The 18533-nt window shown below is 45.2% G+C and carries 11 protein-coding genes; 6 read left to right on the top strand and 5 right to left on the bottom strand.

Features of this window, described 5'->3' with window-relative positions:
• Positions 1-67 precede the first annotated feature (67 nt).
• Positions 68-652: a LysE family translocator gene (locus L1D60_RS02450; protein WP_239839578.1), complete on the top strand. Its 585-nt coding sequence runs from the start codon at positions 68-70 to the stop codon at positions 650-652.
• A gap of 33 nt (positions 653-685) precedes the next feature.
• Here the strand turns inward: L1D60_RS02450 and L1D60_RS02445 are convergent, their stop codons facing one another.
• Positions 686-1072 (bottom strand): DUF1294 domain-containing protein, encoded by a 387-nt coding sequence (locus L1D60_RS02445; RefSeq protein WP_239839577.1) that lies wholly within the window; start codon positions 1070-1072, stop codon positions 686-688.
• 146 nt (positions 1073-1218) lie between these two features.
• On the opposite strand from L1D60_RS02445, the gene L1D60_RS02440 reads away from it, so the two are divergent.
• Both L1D60_RS02440 and pulA read left to right on the top strand, forming a co-directional pair.
• Complete coding sequence (locus L1D60_RS02440) at positions 1219-2988, top strand: alpha-amylase family protein (RefSeq protein ID WP_239839576.1); 1770 nt, start codon at positions 1219-1221, stop codon at positions 2986-2988.
• Between the two features lie 334 nt (positions 2989-3322).
• Entirely contained in the window at positions 3323-7741 is a 4419-nt protein-coding gene (gene pulA / locus L1D60_RS02435) for a pullulanase-type alpha-1,6-glucosidase (RefSeq protein WP_239839575.1), read from the top strand.
• 103 nt (positions 7742-7844) lie between these two features.
• On the opposite strand, the gene L1D60_RS02430 is transcribed toward pulA, so the two are convergent.
• Positions 7845-8762, bottom strand: a complete 918-nt coding sequence (locus L1D60_RS02430; RefSeq protein WP_239839574.1) for a LysR family transcriptional regulator — start codon at positions 8760-8762, stop codon at positions 7845-7847.
• Between the two features lie 195 nt (positions 8763-8957).
• Between L1D60_RS02430 and L1D60_RS02425 the strand changes: the two genes are divergently transcribed.
• From L1D60_RS02425 to L1D60_RS02415, 3 genes are all read left to right on the top strand, one after another.
• Positions 8958-10589 (top strand): alpha-glucosidase, encoded by a 1632-nt coding sequence (locus tag L1D60_RS02425; protein WP_239839573.1) that lies wholly within the window; start codon positions 8958-8960, stop codon positions 10587-10589.
• 367 nt (positions 10590-10956) lie between these two features.
• Positions 10957-12135, top strand: coding sequence for a maltose/maltodextrin ABC transporter substrate-binding protein MalE (malE, locus tag L1D60_RS02420; protein ID WP_239839572.1), 1179 nt, complete (start codon positions 10957-10959; stop codon positions 12133-12135).
• A 78-nt stretch (positions 12136-12213) separates the two neighbouring features.
• Positions 12214-14994, top strand: a complete 2781-nt coding sequence (locus L1D60_RS02415) for an amylo-alpha-1,6-glucosidase (RefSeq protein WP_239839571.1) — start codon at positions 12214-12216, stop codon at positions 14992-14994.
• A 59-nt stretch (positions 14995-15053) separates the two neighbouring features.
• Here L1D60_RS02415 and L1D60_RS02410 read toward each other — a convergent pair whose 3' ends face one another.
• The 3 genes from L1D60_RS02410 to L1D60_RS02400 all read right to left on the bottom strand — a co-directional run bounded on the left by L1D60_RS02410 (position 15054) and on the right by L1D60_RS02400 (position 18225).
• The gene (locus L1D60_RS02410) at positions 15054-15893 is read right to left on the bottom strand and encodes an alpha/beta hydrolase-fold protein (protein WP_239839570.1); all 840 of its coding nucleotides are present in this window, start codon (positions 15891-15893) and stop codon (positions 15054-15056) included.
• A 62-nt stretch (positions 15894-15955) separates the two neighbouring features.
• Complete coding sequence (locus L1D60_RS02405; RefSeq protein ID WP_239839569.1) at positions 15956-16822, bottom strand: MalM family protein; 867 nt, start codon at positions 16820-16822, stop codon at positions 15956-15958.
• Between the two features lie 80 nt (positions 16823-16902).
• Entirely contained in the window at positions 16903-18225 is a 1323-nt protein-coding gene (locus L1D60_RS02400) for a carbohydrate porin (RefSeq protein WP_239839568.1), read from the bottom strand.
• Positions 18226-18533: the final 308 nt, after the last annotated feature.

Raw genomic sequence — 18533 nt, 5'->3', positions numbered from 1 at the left:
TTTCCACTTAGTATGAATCGTGACCGGTCAGACACAACTGTAATTTTCACTATTTAGGAACAACGCCATGCCTTTTGAACAACTTACTGCACTCGCGTTATTTGCGTTTGTCTCGACCTTCACACCAGGACCAAACAACATCATGTTGATGACTTCGGGTGCAAACGTGGGATTCACCAAAACCATTCCCCATATGCTCGGTATCGCCCTCGGCTTTGCCATTATGCTATTGTTGGTCGGCTTTGGTTTAATGGGTTTGTTCCACAGCTTCCCTGTTATTCACCAAGTATTGAAATACCTAAGCTTGGCTTACCTTGTTTATTTGGCGATTAAGATTGCAAACAGCGGCAAAGCAGAAGAGAAAGAGAGCTACAAACCGATGTCATTTCTAGCGGCGGCAAGCTTTCAGTGGGTTAATCCGAAAGGTTGGTCGATGGCATTAACGGCGATTTCCGTTTATAGCACTGGAAGCTCTTGGGTTGAGCTCGCGATCATCGCTGCCATCTTTACACTTGCGAATCTGCCATCGGTGACATTTTGGACCGCAGCAGGGAAACAGCTACAGCATTGGTTAACGACCCCTTTGCGCATTAAAGGCTTCAATTACGCGATGGCTCTGTTGCTGTTGGTTTCGACCGTACCAATGATCTAAGCGCAGATTTCTTTAAATTATTCCAAACCTAACCTAAAACAACCTCGATAGCGCCTCTTGAAGCGGTCCCAGAATAGACTGTCCGTGAGGCGTTAATGTCCACACAAACCCCAAAACATTAAGGCCACTGCAGATAATAAACACCGTTTTAAAAGGCTGTTTTTGAGTCTTATGTCGAAACTGCTGCTGGGCTATCAACGCACCTAACCAACCACCACATAATTCAAGAAAATGTAGTGTATTTTCCGGTACGCGCCACTCCCCTTTTATTGCCGCACGCTTATCTTTTGCGTAAGTTAAATAAGTAATAATGCTCATCAATATATAACTTAAAAGCATCAGCTTTGAGCTTGAATAAAATGCGCTCGATAGGCTCACAACAAAGAGATAAGTAAAGACGATTTTCAATGATGATGACAAGGTTATCCCCTTTTGCGCAGCAGCTCACGAAGCTTAATAACTACGCCCTGAATTCTTATTAAAAGGATGAGTAATTGGGCAGTTATTTGCGCTAGCCTACTTGCCTCATCCCTACATAACATGATGGAAGTTAAGGAATTATAACCATGTACAATAAAAAACATACCATCTATCAAGTCTTTACACGTCTGTTTGGCAACCAAAATACCAATAATAAACCTTGGGGCACGATTGAAGAGAACGGTGTCGGCAAATTCAGTGATTTCACCGATAAAGCACTCTCTGAAATTAAAGACCTTGGCATCACCCACATTTGGTATACCGGCGTTCCTCATCATGCGGTGATCAACGACTACCAAGAAGCGGGAATTACCCCAGATCACCCAAGCGTAGTAAAAGGCCGAGCGGGTTCTCCTTATGCAGTAAAGGACTACTACTCCGTCAACCCAGACTTGGCTGATGACCCAGAGAAACGTGTCGAAGAGTTTGAAGCTCTTATTAAACGCAGCCACGACAATGGGTTGCAAGTTATCATTGATATCGTACCAAACCACGTCGCACGCCAATATCGCGGTAGTCATAATCCTGTAGGTGTGGAAGACTTCGGTGCCAATGACGACACCAGTGTTGAATACCACCGAGAGAATAACTTCTACTATATCCCTGGCTCACAATTTGAGCTCCCAGACATCGAGCCAGCCTTCACACCACTTGGTGGAGAAGCGCACCCTAGCCTAGAGACACCATTCATAGAAAAGCCCGCTAAATGGACGGGAAATGGTTCGCGCTTGGCTAAACCGAACTTTGACGACTGGTATGAAACAGTAAAAATTAACTACGGCATTAAGCCAGACGGCAGCAAAGACTTCCCTGAACTCCCTCTAGGCTATGAAGATAAAGATTACGTCGAGCACTATCATTACTGGCAGCAATTTGATGTACCTAGCTCTTGGGTTAAGTTTCGTGATATCGCACTTTATTGGATTGCGAAAGGCGTTGACGGCTTCCGCTACGATATGGCGGAGATGGTACCTGTCGAGTTTTGGAGCTACCTGAACTCGTCAATTAAAATGCGTAAATCCGATGCATTCCTGATGGCAGAAGTCTACCAACCAGATCTATACCGTGATTACATTCGCCTCGGAAAAATGGATTATCTCTACGACAAAGTCGACCTCTATGACGGCCTAAAAGCGATCATGCAGGGCAAAGCCTCAACTGCGATTATCCATGATATCCAAAACAAGATGCAGGATATTGAGCATCATATGCTGCACTTCTTAGACAACCATGATGAGCAGCGAATCGCCTCTCCCGAGTTTGCTGGCAATCCAGACAAAGCAAGGCCAGCAATGTTAGTGAGTGCTCTAATCAGCAGCTCTCCGACTATGCTTTATTTCGGTCAAGAAGTCGGTGAAGCTGGAGCGGAGAACGCAGGGTTTGGACAGCCATCACGCACTTCGATCTTCGATTACATTGGCGTTCCGCAACACCAGAAATGGATGAACAGCGGCAAATTTGATGGCGGGCTCTTGAATGAGAACGAAACCGCATTACGTCATTTCTATAAGCGCGTCATGAACTTCACATTAGAGCACTCTTCACTGACTGGCGAGTACGTCGATCTGTTTGCCAACGGCGAGCTCTCTGACGCTAGCCACGCCTTTTTAAGATATGACGCGAGTGAGCTAATTATCGCGACCAGTCGTTTTGCGGCGCAAGGCAATGAGTCGATTAAAGTGACCATCCCAGCTGAGCATATCTCAGAAATGAATTTAGTCGATGGGACTTACTCTTTGGAAGAGAAAATTGAAGGTTTGGAAACGCAATCTCTCACCGTCGATAATGGTATTGGCTATTTCAGTTGTGAGTTGCAGCCACTGGCCGCATTAGCTTGGGTTTTGAAACTCAAATAACTTTATATTTATGACCCATTATAAAAGAGCCAAACGGCTCTTTTTTTTTAATGATTATTAAGTTGCAAATAAAGCGCTGGTAATCTCACAATAATTAGGCTGAGTTCTCATCCTATTTACTCATCCTCCCCTCTACGCCCTTTTTAAATAATCACTAATTTTATGTGTTGTCGATCCAATTAATTATCGTTTGACCTAATACAAAATGTGATTCTTACACTAATTACTTTTAATTTCCGCATTTTAAATAACTTTATTTATAAGGCTCACAAATAGATCACCATATTCAACATTAGGATATTCATCGAGAATAAAACTAATATGGATATCACACGTGAATACAAAAAACTTTAAACTCTCTACCCTTGCAAAAGCTATGTTGCCAATCCTGGCTGCTGGTGCTTTAAGTGCTTGTGGAGATGACGACGAAAGTAACTACACTGCACCAACACCGGGAACGTCAGTACCGGGTGAAGTCGAGCTTGCACCGAGTGTCGACCTACCAAGCGCAGCACCGACTCCAAGTGCAGACCAGATCTCCTTAAGCTACATTGCCGATACCACATCGAACATTGCGAGAATGTCCAATAGCACGGCAGACTTTAGCCAATGGACTCTTGTTTGTGGTGACAAATCTTTCACCGCAACCTCGTCTGACAAATTTGGGCCTATGTGGCTTGTTGCTGCAAGTGAAGCAACAGGAAGTTGCAAAATCACGGATGGGACATCAGATCAAGCCAGCATTAGCTTAGATGCTGCAGACGCTGGTAAGTCTGTCGGTGTCACCCACGAAGGCGACAAAGTGTCTGGTTCACGTCAAGATACTATGCTTAAAGGCCACGGGCTTGACCAAACGGGCACCGACGTAAAACTCCCTGAAGCTAAGCCACCAGGTGAACTGCCTACACCACCAGCTGACCATTTCGCCGTTCATCTTTATGATCCTCTAGGCGATAAAAAAGAAGAAGGTGCAGATAAGAATGGCTACGGTAACCTAAACCTACACATTTGGAATGATTCTAAATGTGCAGCGGGTAATCCAGATTACTTCAACGAAGATTGGGAAGACACTAGCGTAACGCCGGATGACTCCGATGAATTTGGCCCAGTTTGGTACGTTCCAGTTACCGATGACGCTAGCCAATGTTTCAACCTTATTTTCCGTAACGCCAACAAAGATAAACTGATTGGTGCCGACCTAGTTATCGACATTTCTGGCCAAGCAGATAACCCAGCAGTGACTTACATGTCGGGTAGTGCGAAAGCGTACGCGACACGAGGCGAAGCCTTTGAGGTTGCAGGCCCATCTTCAGAATTCACTATCGATAGTGTCGGTGCAATTCTAATTGATGATAAGACGCTGGTGTGGGGTGCTGGTAAAGGCGCTGACCAAGTTCAGATCATGTTCAGCTCTAACGGCGAATATCAAGTATCTGAAGAGGGTGTTGTTAGCGGTGCATCAATCAAACTGACCACAACTACACTCACTGACGAGCAAAAAACCAAGTTCCCTCACTTAGCTGACTACCCAGCATTTGAACTGCCACAACTGCCTACAGACCTATCATTAGCTTCTCTTATGAAAGGCAGTTTAATCGCACTCGCATCATCTGATGGTGCAGAGGGAGAAGCCGCAGCACTTCGTTCGTCTACCGCCGTGCAGTATGCAGGTGCTCTTGATGCTATTTTTGCTGAATCCGCTACTGAACTCGACTATGGCCCAATCTATGGTGATGATGGCGTAACATTCCGCTTATGGGCACCAACGGCATCTGAAGTTGAGCTTGTTGTTTACAACAGCGATAAATCTGAGGCAGCGCGCCACACTATGACAGAAGACACAGCGTCAGGTAGTTGGAGTGTTGAAGTCGAAACAGACACGGTTGATAACAAATTCTACCGCTACGCGATGAAAGTGTTCCAACCAAGAGAGCAGAAAGGTTACAGCTACGAAGTGACAGACCCATACTCTGTCAGCTTGTCGATGAACTCTTTCTACAGCCAAGCCGTCGATCTTGATTCCGATGAACTTAAGCCAGCAGGTTGGGATAGTTTAGAAACCCCTCACTCACAAGATCCTGATAACGGTGATCTGGCGAATATGGTGATCTACGAATCACACGTTCGTGACTTCTCAGCTCGCGATAAAAGCACTGACAACAAAGGCAAATACTTAGCCTTCACTGAGCAAAACTCAGCGCCAGTGAACCACCTCAAAGAGCTTAGTGATGCGGGCATGACTCACCTACACTTAATGCCTGTGTTTGACATCGCAACCATCAACGAAGATCCAGACCAAGTCGCCAACATCGACGAACCATTTAGCAAGTTGTGTTCATTGAACGAATCGATCAAAAACGACAAACGTTACAGTGATTACTGCACAAGTGGTGGAACAATTGCAGAAGCGTTCGAAGACCTAAAAGCGACGGACACCAAAGACAATGCAGTTATTGAAGGGCTGAACGAGTATGTACGTTCTGTCGATTCATACAACTGGGGCTACGACCCATTCCATTACACAGTTCCTGAAGGCTCGTATGCAACCGATGCAGAAGGCACCACACGTATCCTTGAGTTCCGTGAAATGGTGAAATCTGTGAAAGAAGATGTCGGTATGAATGTCGTAGTGGACGTTGTATACAACCACACCAACGCTTCTGGCATGAACGACAAATCCGTTCTCGATAAGGTCGTTCCACTCTACTACCAGCGTTTGGTTCCAGATTCAGGTTTAGTCGAAACATCAACATGTTGTGAGAACACCGCACCTGAACATGCAATGTTTGCCAAATTAATCGATGACTCGATTCAAACTTGGGTTGAAGCATACAAGATTGATGCATTCCGTTGGGACTTAATGGGCCACCACCCACTGTCTCAAATGCAACAAACACTTGCAGCAGCTCGTGAGGTGAACCCTGAGGTTTACTTCTACGGTGAAGGTTGGAACTTTGGTGAAGTTGAAAACAACCGCCGCTTTGTTCAAGCGACACAACCTAACCTTGGTGGTACAGGTATTGGCTCGTTCTCGGACCGCCTACGTGATGCAGTACGTGGTGGTAGCCCATTCGATGGAGGTGACGCGATTCGTAAAACCCAAGGCTTCGCAACGGGCGCGGCAACACTGCCAAATGAGCTGATGGCCGATGATGAAGGCAATGTTTCTGATGTTGAGTTAGAACGCGCACTGCACCAAATCGATCTGACTCGCTTGGGCATGGCGGGTAACTTGAAAGACTTCAAGATGGTCGACTTCGAAGGCAACACGCAAGTGGGTTCTTCAATCGACTATAACGGTCAAGAAGCGGGTTACGCAGAGCAACCATGGGAAGTACAGAACTACGTATCAAAACACGATAACCAAACGTTCTGGGACATCAACATGTACAAGGTATCGGAAGATGCTAGCGTAGATGTACGTGTTCAAATGCAGACCATTGGTATGTCTACAGTACTACTCGGTCAGGCGATGCCGTTCAATCATATGGGTGGCGAGCTATTGCGTTCAAAATCGATGCAACGTGACTCGTACGACTACGGTGATTGGTACAACCTTGTTGACTTCACTCTTGCTGACAGTAACTGGAACAAGGGTCTGCCAGCAAAAGACAAAGACGCAGGTAATTACGACCAGATCGCTCGCGCAACAGCCGATGTAAACTCTCAGCCTCAAGCTCAGCATATGGAGCGCATGTACAACAATTACAAAGAGTTGTTAACGCTTCGTTCGGCTTCGGATCTAATGACGCTGCCAAGTGCGCAAGAGATCATCAACCGTGTTGACTTCCGTAATACGGGTAAAGGCCAAACAACGGGTGTAATTGCAATGACCATCGATAACGGCAGTACCCAAACCGCCGATATCGACAGCTCAGTGGATGCAATTGTCGTTATCATCAATGCAACCCCAGAGACACAAACAGTCGGTGATTTCGTTGACCACGAAAGCAAGCCAATTGTTCTGTCTGGCTTTGAACTGAGTGCTGCACACGAAGATAACGGTATTGCAGGAAATGCATCATTCACTGAAGGCAAGTTCTCAGTACCAGCTTGGTCTACCGCAGTATTCGTTCAACCACGAGGTTCTGAACGCGGCCTAGGTCTTCCAGTTGCAGAGAAGAAAGCAGACTTACCACCGTTTGGTAAAACTAAGGTGTACATTGCTGGCGGCTTCGAGCAAGCAAGCTGGGATCCTGCGGCTATTGAAGTGCCATACACCAACAGTGGTTTGTACACTATTGAGTTAGGTTTAGCGTCTGATACTGGTTACAAATTCACACACGGTGACTGGGCCTCGGAAATTAGCTGTGATGGTAAGGATTGCCCTTCAAACTTCACTGATATGGGTATGTATGAGTTTTCGCTAGATGCCTCAGATGTAGAAAAACCAGTGATTGTTGATGCTAAGCTATCCGAAAGCTACAAAGGAAAAACTTGGTACATTCCAGGTACCCTATCAGGTAACTGGGGCCACGACGATGCACAGAAGATGACCACGGATGCGCAAGACGCAACAATGGTGAGCTTCACCACTGCAGAGCTGGCTGCAAACCAAGAGCTTCAGTTCAAGTTTACTTGTGGCGATTGGGGACAGTGTGAACACGGCTACAGCGATATCGTGGTTGCGGAAGGTTCACTTGCCGTTACTGACAATGGTGGCAACCTTGCCTTTACGCCTGCAAATGAAGGCACCTACACAGTGACATTCGATATCATCTCGAAACAGGTGACTATCGCAGCGGCTAAATAACCGCTCGCTGAGAACCAACAAAAAACGCTGACTTAGGTCAGCGTTTTCTTTTTCTACTCGTTTAAAAGCAAGATTCGAAGCTCAGGTTCATTGAAACACAGGTTCATGAGTAAGAGTGTTGCTGTAGAATCTCGATAAACGCTTCGATCTTTTTATCTTTCACGCCCTGCTTAGCATACAACCCAACATTACCAAGACGTTCGTTGTTCACCAACAGAGTTTCAACACCCTGCTGTTCCATCCACTGGCACATAGTGTGACTGTATGGCATAACCGCATCGGTCATTTTCAACAGATCGATACTGGCCGATAGAGAGTCCACATCGTATATATCTCGACCCAAATGTTCGCTCTCTTTGGTCATGATTTGAGAATTAATATGATCACTTAACACCGAATTATGCCTTGAATGGTCTGGGGTTACCCTCAAGATAGGGTAGTTTTCAGACTCTTTTTCTAAGGCATCAAAGTTCAACTTCTTACGAGCCAACAACGGATGACCCGATCTGACAAACATCGCTTCTTTATCCCTAAATAGCGGGTAAAAGGTCACCTTGCATCGTTCATGCAAACCATAGATTTCGTGACCAACAAACAGATCGATATCGCCTTGAACCAAGTGGTGCATCAAAGAGAGGTTATTGCCGAACTCAAGATGAAGTGACCCCGATGGCTCTTGCTCTTTGTAGGTTGCTACTGCATCTCGAACAAACTGTTCCCACCATGCCTCACCTGTTCCCAGCTTTAACTTACCGAGCTGGCGCTGCTGCATATCAGTAAAGCGGTGCATCAACGAAAGGTGCTTCTCCTGTTGCTCTTGCGCGTGTTCACGAAAAAGTAACCCGTACTCGGTAAGCTCGACCCCTTTTGACTTTCGAATAAAGATTGGCACACCGATATCATTCTCAAGTTTCTTGATCGCAGCGGTGAGCGATGGTTGACTGATATTGAGCTTTTCCGCAGCGCCTTTAATGCTGCCTGTATGCGCAACCATCAAAAAATATCGGTAGAGTTTGTTCATCGTCTTCTCTTAATTTGCATCGGATCACAAAATGCGAGGTTAGAAATTCAACAGTTTTAATGCCCTAAGACTGGATCACGCCTCAAATGTTAATGATATAGGATTTTTCTATAGAGAGCACTATTCTCACTATTTCCCACAGGCAAGCGAAATCTCTATAGTGGCGAGAGTGAAATGAATAAGTGAGATCGTACAATGGAACAAAAATGGTGGCATGACGCGGTAGTCTACCAAATCTACCCTCGCAGCTTTTTAGACTCGAACAACGACGGTATTGGTGACCTAAACGGCATCATCAGTAAACTGGATTACCTGAAACTACTTGGTATTAATGTCATTTGGTTATCACCGGTTTATCAATCTCCAATGGATGATAACGGTTATGACATTTCAGACTACCAAGCGATCGCTGAAGAGTTCGGTAGCATGGAAGACATGAAGCGTTTAATGGATGAAGCGAAGAAACGTGATATTAAGATTGTCATGGATCTTGTGGTTAACCACACATCTGATGAACATCGTTGGTTCGAACAGGCTCGCTCTTCAAAAGACAATCCGTACCGTGACTACTACATCTGGCGTGATGCAAAGCCAGACGGTAGCGCACCAGATGACCAACAATCGATTTTTGGAGGCAGCGCATGGCAGTGGGACGAGCAAACGGAGCAGTACTACTTCCATCTATTCTCAAAACGTCAGCCTGACCTAAACTGGGAAAACCCTAAAGTACAAGAGGAAGTCCACCAAATGATGAACTGGTGGATTGACCTAGGTATTGGGGGCTTCCGTCTTGATGTTATTGATCTGATTGGTAAGGAGATTGATAAAGGCATTACTGGCAACGGTCCCCGTCTTCACTCGCTATTGAAGCAGATGAATCAAGCGACTTTTGGTAGTAAAGACCTGCTTACGGTTGGTGAAACTTGGGGCGCAACACCAGAAATTGCCAAGCTATACAGCGCACAAGATCGCGACGAGCTTTCAATGGTGTTCCAGTTTGAGCACATCACTCTTACATGGGAAAACGGTGACAAGTGGAACCCAATCCCGCTCGACCTGCGTGAATTCAAGAACGTACTCACCAAGTGGCAGGTAGAACTGGCTGACGATGGCTGGAACTCGCTATTTTGGAACAACCACGACTTGCCGCGCTTAGTCTCTAAGTATGGTGACGACAAGCAGTATCGCATTGAGTCAGCGAAAATGCTCGCGACGTGTCTGCACTTCCTAAAAGGGACACCTTACATCTACCAAGGTGAAGAGATCGGCATGACCAACGTTGCTTTCGATACGTTAGAACAATACAAAGACATCGAGACTCACAACTTCTACAAAGTAAAAACAGAAGCGGGCGTAACCCATGAACACATGATGGGCGCGATTCACGAGAACAGCCGTGACAACGCTAGAACGCCGATGCACTGGGACAACAAACCTAATGGTGGATTTACCGAAGGGACGCCTTGGATCGAACTTAACCCGAATTTCCCAGAAATTAACGTAGAGAGTGCACTAAGCGATCCAAACTCAATCTTCTTCCATTACCAAAAACTAATTGAGCTACGCAAAGCACACCCTGCTATCGTTTATGGTTCATTCACTCCGGTATTTGAAGAGCATGACCAAGTCTTTGCCTACGTCAGAGAACTGGATGGCGAAAAGCTGTTTGTAGTTTGTAACTTCTCAAACGACAACCTAACACTGGATATGCCTGAGCAGTACCAAACTCAGACACTTGATTGTCTAATCAATAACTATCAATCGGTCACTGAGCTGTCAGCCAAACTTGAGCTGGCACCGTATGAATCATTCGCTGTAAAACTGTAACCATGCGTTGATCTCAACACACCAAAGGCAAGGTTCTCCTTGCCTTTTTTATTGCCCAAATTCATCTATTCTACGCAACCTTCCCCATCTCAACCTAAGCAACCTAACGCTTAGCTTTTTAGGGGCCTCATCAGGCCAAAATAGTTTGAGCCCGCCTTCACATTTCTCTATACGCGCCACTTCACAAAACCATGGCTATTCCCTGTAAAACAGCGCCATATCAGTTTTGCTATAGTTTTTTACTATATCAAGCGTGCATTTACCTATTTCTCAAAGGCTAAATTAGTCGATATTATTTTCAGCAGATAATAAGAACTGGTAGAAGCGTTTCCCGTTACGGATAACCTTCTTAATATGGAACAAGACTATGAAACCTCTATTAAAAACACTTTCAATCTGTACTCTTGCTGCTCTATGTAATGCACCGGCTATTGCAATGGAAGAAGGCGAAATCACAATCTGGATCAACGGCGACAAGAGCTATGCTGGCCTTGCTGAAATCGGTAAACAATTTGAAGAAGACACAGGTGTTGCGATTAAAGTTCAATACCCTGATTCTCTAGAAGCAAAATTCCAGCAACACGCTGCAACAGGTGGCGGTCCAGACATCATTTTCTGGGCACACGACCGTTTTGGTGGTTACGCGGAAGCTGGCCTACTTCACGAGCTAAACCCAAGCAAAGAGTTTAAAGATAAGCTTGTAGACTTCAGCTGGGATGCCGTAACAGTAAACGGCAAAGTGGTGGGTTACCCATTAGCTATCGAAGCACCTTCTCTTATTTACAACAAAGACCTACTACCAACGCCGCCAAAAACTTGGGAAGAGCTTGCTAGCATTCAAAAAGAGATGGCGAAGCAGAACAAAAAAGCCATCATGTGGGACGTGAAAAACGCCTACTTCACATGGCCAATGATCTCAGCAGGTGGTGCATTTGCATTTGAGAAAACAGCAACTGGCTACGATGCGAAAAGCACTGGCGTGAACAACGCTGCGGGTGTTCGAGGCCTACAATTCCTAGTGGACATGGTTAACCAAGGCGTTGTTGATCCAAACATGGATTACTCTGTGTCAGAAGCTGAGTTCACGAAAGGTGAAGTCGCGATGACCATCAATGGTCCTTGGTCTTGGGGTAACCTAGACAAACTAGGCGTAAACTACGGCGTTGCTGAACTGCCAACACTGAACGGCGGTAAAGGTAACCCATTCGTAGGTATCCTAAGTGCAGGTATCAACGCTTCGAGCCCGAACACAGACCTAGCAGTTGAGTTCTTAGAAAACTACCTATTCCAAGACGAAGCGCTAAAAATCATGAACGATGACAAGCCTCTTGGTGCGGTAACGCTAAAGTCATTCCAAAAAATTCTTGAGAGTGACGAGCGTATCAAGTCGACAATGACTAACGCAGAAAACGGTGAAATCATGCCAAACATCCCACAAATGACCGCTTACTGGTTCGCTGAGGGCGCGGCGATTGATAACGCTATGCAAGGCAAACAAACCGTGCGCGAAGCACTAGACACAGCAGCAAAACAAATTACTAAGTAAACCATTCCATAATTAATATCCTATGTCCTTTGGCACAGCAGTTTGCTGTGCCTTTTTTTGTTTTGGAACCTTCATTCTATGCAAATCCCAACACTCTACCTAAAAGGTACATTTAATGGCTGGGGACTCGACACCCCACTTTCAGTAATCGACGACCATACGCTTCAAGCCACGTTATGCCTCTCGACAGATCAATACCGCTTCAAAATCTCGGACCTCGATGGCACCAAGCAATGGACATTATCAGGCCACTCAACCAAAGCCACAGTATGTTCCCTAGAAGAAGCGTTATCACTCGTTAACACTCAAGGCATTGGTAACGATCTTCTATTCACACCACAAGCCGCAGGCCACTATACAGTGACCATTGATTTCACATCCGGCACACCTGCCATGACCATAGAACAAGGTGAGCAGAAGTCAGAAGCAGAGACAGATAGACCGACTATTGATATTGCATTGAAGGCGACCGAAGCTCAGCAACTAGAGTGGAAAAAGCCTAGCTTTGCGTTAGAAGCCGATGAACTATTTGCACAACTCGCAATTACCGAGGCAACCCCGTTTACTTTCGTGTTTGGCGACAACGTTGATGGCTACTATCACGGCACCACCCACACTTTTGTAAACAGCGGCAAATATCGCCATCATCAAGGTTGGCTGTTTGGAGGTTTTGCTAGCTTCATCAATCAGGTTATCAATGACAAAACTCAAGCTAAACAAGCGTCTTTGATGCCTTACGGGCTGGAACATCACTACTCATCGAGCCAAGATTGCTTAAGCTTGATGCAACAGAAAAGACAGATCGCCCTTTCCGTAAAAAGCGATACGCAACAGACATTAAGTCTGCTACCTGAGCTCAATATCCCAAGTCACTATGTTCAGGTTCATCAATCCGCCGATCACATTATCCTAGAGTTGGATGACCAAATTTGTCCTGAAGGGTGCCCTAAGTTTGTCTCGCTGATTGCCAATCACCCGGTACACATTCAGGAACTTTCAGCACAGCATGCCCGTACCATTGCAGAGCCCATGCATCTCTCTTCAAATAACCTTAACCTTCTGTTCTCAACCCAGGAAGAACAAACAGAGTTAGTGGTGTATTTGAGTTTTGCTCATCAGCTTTCCGACGCTCAAAACATGGCTAAGAACGCAGCGGAAAAAAGTGCACTCGTCAGTCATCAACAATCGATCTATCACTTCTTATGTAACAACTACTTGTGGACCAATGATGTTGAATACAACAAAGCGGTGATGTGGGCGCGTTTAGCCAGTCGCACTTTTGTCAGTCACGAATTTGGTACGGGTATTTGGGCTGGTTTACCTTGGTTTAAAGATTGTTGGGGACGGGATACTTTTATCGCGCTATCTGGTACCAGTTTAGTTAACGGTTTTTTCGAAGAAGCGAAAGCCATTATTGAGAACTTTGCCGCAATGCAGATGACCGATGAGTCTTCGGTTAACTTTGGCCGAATTCCAAACCGAGTCACTAGTAAAACCAATATCATCTATAACACCACAGATGGCACGCCGTGGATGATTCGCGAGGCACTGGAGTACATTAACTATTCCGGCGATGAAGCTTTTGCTAAAGCCATCTATCCAGCTTTAAAGCGTTTTATCTCCGGGGTTGAAAAACACTACCTTGCGCAAGATGGACTGATGAGCCACCGCCACCCTGATACCTGGATGGATGCTAAAATCGACGGTGCGATCCCATGGTCACCAAGAGGGCCAAAAGCCAACGATATTCAAGCACTTTGGTTTGAGAGCCTGCATTGTGCGATGGCCTTAGCGGAGCTGGTTGGTGACGATGATGAGAGCAAAAAGCACTGGCAAGCGCGTGCAGCCCAAGTCAAACAGAGCTTTATCAGTCAATTTTGGAACTCAGAGCAACGTTGTTTAGCGGATCACCTAACCGATGGCGATAAGCCTGACTATAGCGTTAGGCCAAACCAACTAATGACCATATCAATTCCGCAGCAAGAATCTCTGACTACGCCAGACATTGAGCAACAGATCGTCAAAAATGCAGTCGATAAGTTGCTGTTCCCTTGGGGTATCTGTTCTTTGCAGCAACAACATGTAGACTTCCACCCTTATCATGACAATCAAAGCCAATATCATAAAGATGCAGCCTATCACAATGGAACGATCTGGGGCTGGAATGCCGGCTTTACCGTCACGGCGTTAACTCGATACAAGCAACAAGACTTTAGCTACCAACTGTCTAAGAACCTTGCCAAGCAGATCCTGAATCAAGGTTGCCGTGGCACTATGAGTGAAAACTTAGATGCTTACCAACATGACAACAGCAAATTGGTTGAATCTGGCACCTTTGCACAGGCATGGTCGGTATCAGAGTACGCGAGAAACGCTCAGCAAGATTACCTAGGCTACCGCCCTCAACTGCTGGATAACCGCATTAATATTGCACCTAAGCTGCCTCAGCAGTGGACGCAATTTGATGCATCGCTACCTTATGGGAAAAACAAACAAGTTGTCCTGAGTTATTCATTAAACGATGAGGTCGCACGTTACACTTTCACATCGAGTGAAGAGTCTGAAGCGATGTCTGATATCGAACTGGTTTTAACCTTAGATATCAATAATAGCCAATACGCAGAAATTCGGTCTCCACTTGCGATCGATCTAGAGATCACGATCAACCAAGAGAGTGGCGAAGTCACAGCAAACAACGCTAAGACGGTGATCACTATTCATAATCAACCAAATTATGAATTATTAGAAGGGCTTGAATTTGCGATGCCAGAGTTTTCCATTGCCCATAATAGTATTCTGAATCAAGACTATTTGCGCGGTAAAAGGGAAAATCAGGAGTTAGCAGTAGCTAAAGATTAATAAGAAATAAAAAAAGCCTGAACAAGTGTTTTATAATACTATATTGTTCAGGCTTTTTCTTAATGGTTCACAATAAATCGAATAAAATCGGGAAAGCGTTTCGCCCAAGCGATTTCATTATGTTCATGCCCTTCTGCTTCCATATAAATAAGCGAGACATTGTCTTTATTTAATAAAAGCTCATTTATAGAACGAGAGCCATCTAAATACACTTTAGCAAAGTCGACATTCGTATCGTCTCGTTTTTCATTTGTCCCCATATCCATATAAATCTTAACGGGAAGTTCAAACTCCAAGCCAGAGGCATAATTGAAATATTCGCCGTGGTTAAACCAAAACGCAGGGGAGAACACGCCAAGCGCGCCAAAAGCATGTTGGTGTTTTCCACCACCATATAAACTGATCAGCCCTCCCATTGAGCTCCCAGCCAAATACGTCGTGCTACGTTGCGGTTGCGTTCGGTAATTGAGATCAATGTATGGCTTTAATGTATCCACAATAAAGTCGACGTAGTTATCCCCTTCACCACCAAACTCGCAGAATTCGTCTGGAATACCAAACTCACTGATCTGGCTCGTGGCTTTCCAAGGAGAATACTCATTGTAACGCCCCATCTTATCGAGCTCGTCACTACTGTCGATGGCCACTAAAATGATGCCATCCGTTTCACCTTGCTGTTGCATTTCATCCAGTGTCGTTTTCGCCTGCCAACACATGCCGTAAGTCGCCGTGATCTCATCAAACACATTTTGACCGTCGTGCATATAGAGCACTGGATAACGTTTATCGGATGTTTTGTAATCGTAAGGGAGGTAAATTCGTAAGGTGCGCGTGCGCTTCAACTGAGGCATGGGGAACGCCTCTATTAATAGTAGGTCGTCTTGTTCTATTTGTGTCATACCAAAAACCGTTAACTCTAGACAAAAAAATAGCGCCCGTATTAGGCGCTATCTGTATTTAATTATTTGGCGTTGACTGCTCGTACAAAGGCTTCTTGTGCCCCTTCGACATTCAGTGCTTTTGCCTCATCTAGCAAGCTTAGCGCTTTCGGCACATCGCCCGATTTCACTGCATTTTGAATCGCAGAGATGTAGAAATCTTGAGTTTCTTGCTGAACTCGGATTTGCGTTGTCGACTTTTTCGTTTCAGCAACGACTGGCGCGGCAGCTAATGCAGCAGGCGCTACAACAGGTTGAGCGCGGTAAGGGCGAAGCTTAAGCGTCTCTACTTCTAGCTCTAGGCGACCACCAAGTTGATTGGTATAAACCGGATCAGTCACCATCGGCATCACTTCACCAAACTCTTTAGCACGCACCTTGGCAGGATGGTCAACTTTTATCTGTTTGCCGAGCTCATCAGCTGGGGTGTAGACAACCAAAAATGGTGTTTTGCTTGCATCAATACGCAAGCGCTCAATATAGCTTGTACGTGTAAAGGCATCTGATGCGCGAACTTTAAAGTCTTCAAACTTCAATGTTTTCACTGGTTGAAAATTTTCATCCAGCAGTATCGCTTCAGGTGCAAACACCGAATCATCAATCATCAAGCTAGACAGCGTCACTAGCATCTCTGCAGAACGATCGCTGAATCGAAACGCAGCAAAATGGCTGTTACCTGTTGTAAATGTACCGACCGGCGAGCCTAAGTCGATATCAAATTTTAATTCTTCATTATCATTGAGTTGAGCGTATGGAAATTGCGAAAAATCGCTGCAGCATACTTCTGCGTTAGTTGGGGGCGTTAATTCTGTTTGTACTTGAGCATCTGAAGCACAACCGCTTAGCAAGGCACCTAGTAAAACGGCTAACATGGAGCTTTTATTTGTCATTGTAATCTCTCTCACTATTGGTTGTTAGTAGGGGGAAACGGAAAAAGGCAGCCAACTGGCTGCCCTTTACTATAAATGGTTTAGAACCAGATTTCAGTGTGAACACCAAATACAAATTGGTCTTTACCATTCTCGATGCCGATTAGTGCTGCACTCGCTTCATCGTCAGCTTTGATGTAGCTGATGTAAGGCTTTACTTGTGGGCGACCGAAGTAGTCAGAGTTCGCTGTGAATGCCGTTGCAACTTCTAGGTTGATGATGTTGCTTTCAACAGCATCACCAGTGCGGCCCCAGTAACCCTCATCGCCTTCTTCATGACCGTAAGATGCAGTTGCTTCTAGACGAACATTGTCATTTAGTTTGTAAGAAGGACGAGCTGCTACGATGTAACGAGTTAGACCTTCAGCAGTAAACAATTGGTCAAGAGCTGTGAAGTAAGTCACTTCTGTACCTAATTGAATACGCTCAGAAATGTTAAGCACACCGTAAGAAGTTAGGAATAGAGATTCAGCGTTATCATCACCGCCAGACCAACCACCGAAGTTAACACCACGGTTTTGCATTACACCTTTACCGTAAGCAATCGCGTTCTGTGTCCAACCGTCTAGGCCGTAGTAGCTAGTGTTCAATGTTACAGAAGCACCGAAGCCATCATCATTCTCGCCGTCTAGCGCTTGCTGACCGTATTTTAAGTCAAAGTCTAGAGAACCGATACCAGCATCTACACCGTAGTAGTATAGGTCTAGAGAAGATAGAGTTGCACGATCTGCACCATTGTTAATTGAGTCGTCAGTATCTGCCATCATGTAAGCGATACCCGCAGTGTTGCCGCCTAGTTTAGTTTGGATACCCGCACCGATACCAGAAGATTGTTTCCAGAACTCACCAGAAAGAATACCTGCTGCACGGTTTAGGAAACGTTGACCACCCCAGATAGACGTGTCTTCGCCAAGAATGCCACCTAGCTCAACAAACGCTTCTTTTACTTCAAACTGTGCAGTCGTGTTGTCTTTTTGGCTACCAGAAGAAGTGTAAGCGTAAGAGTTACCGTTACCATATTCAGTACGTAGAACGTAGTCCGCCCATACACCGTTTTGGTATTCAGAGTGCTTCTTAACTACAAACTCAACTTGGTTAGTACTCTTACCGTGAGTACCTGCAGTTTTGTAGTCTGGTTTACCAAATTCAGTATCAACTGTTTTACCGTCAACAACGCGAACATTAGAAGACATGTAACCGTGAATTTCCCAGCCATCAGCAATTACGTCAGTAGGGTTTTTCACCTCTACTTCCATTGCCGAGTCACCACTTGTTACATCAAGTGCAACTTCACTCTCAGCGTATGCCGCGCCAGCCATTAGTGCTGTAGTCACTGCAGCAGCAATCAAACTTACTTTTTTCATTCTTAACTCCATTAAGGACGATTTATTTTTAGGTTTTATATTTTTGCTCTCTTGCGACAGCCAAAGGCAGTAATGGCGGACGTAAGATAGAGAGGTTTAGGGTTTCCCCTGATTCGTTTCAACGGGGTCAATATTAAGGGGGGCGCACTAGTTTGACTTCCTCCACCCCTAACTAAATTAAGGGGGATGAGAAGGGAGTAGAAATTATACAGAACGGTGTTTAGAAGAGTTAGATCACTTAATCTAGGAGGAGTAGACAGCACACAGATCTAATTATTCATATCAAATGAGATCCAGCTCAAATATAT

It is taken from the genome of Vibrio sp. Isolate30 (genome assembly GCF_022397975.1).
Classification (GTDB): domain Bacteria; phylum Pseudomonadota; class Gammaproteobacteria; order Enterobacterales; family Vibrionaceae; genus Vibrio; species Vibrio fortis.
Note: the sequence above shows the minus strand (reverse complement) of the source record. Positions and strands in the feature narration are given on the sequence as shown.

What these genes read in the sequence shown, in the direction of transcription:
- L1D60_RS02450 (WP_239839578.1), top strand. Translation starts at nt 68, where the DNA reads ATGCCTTTTGAACAACTTACTGCACTCGCGTTATTTGCGTTTGTCTCG.
- L1D60_RS02440 (WP_239839576.1), top strand. Translation starts at nt 1,219, where the DNA reads ATGTACAATAAAAAACATACCATCTATCAAGTCTTTACACGTCTGTTT.
- L1D60_RS02430 (WP_239839574.1), bottom strand. Translation starts at nt 8,762, where the DNA reads ATGAACAAACTCTACCGATATTTTTTGATGGTTGCGCATACAGGCAGC.
- L1D60_RS02425 (WP_239839573.1), top strand. Translation starts at nt 8,958, where the DNA reads ATGGAACAAAAATGGTGGCATGACGCGGTAGTCTACCAAATCTACCCT.
- malE (WP_239839572.1), top strand. Translation starts at nt 10,957, where the DNA reads ATGAAACCTCTATTAAAAACACTTTCAATCTGTACTCTTGCTGCTCTA.
- L1D60_RS02415 (WP_239839571.1), top strand. Translation starts at nt 12,214, where the DNA reads ATGCAAATCCCAACACTCTACCTAAAAGGTACATTTAATGGCTGGGGA.
- L1D60_RS02410 (WP_239839570.1), bottom strand. Translation starts at nt 15,893, where the DNA reads ATGACACAAATAGAACAAGACGACCTACTATTAATAGAGGCGTTCCCC.
- L1D60_RS02405 (WP_239839569.1), bottom strand. Translation starts at nt 16,822, where the DNA reads ATGACAAATAAAAGCTCCATGTTAGCCGTTTTACTAGGTGCCTTGCTA.
- L1D60_RS02400 (WP_239839568.1), bottom strand. Translation starts at nt 18,225, where the DNA reads ATGAAAAAAGTAAGTTTGATTGCTGCTGCAGTGACTACAGCACTAATG.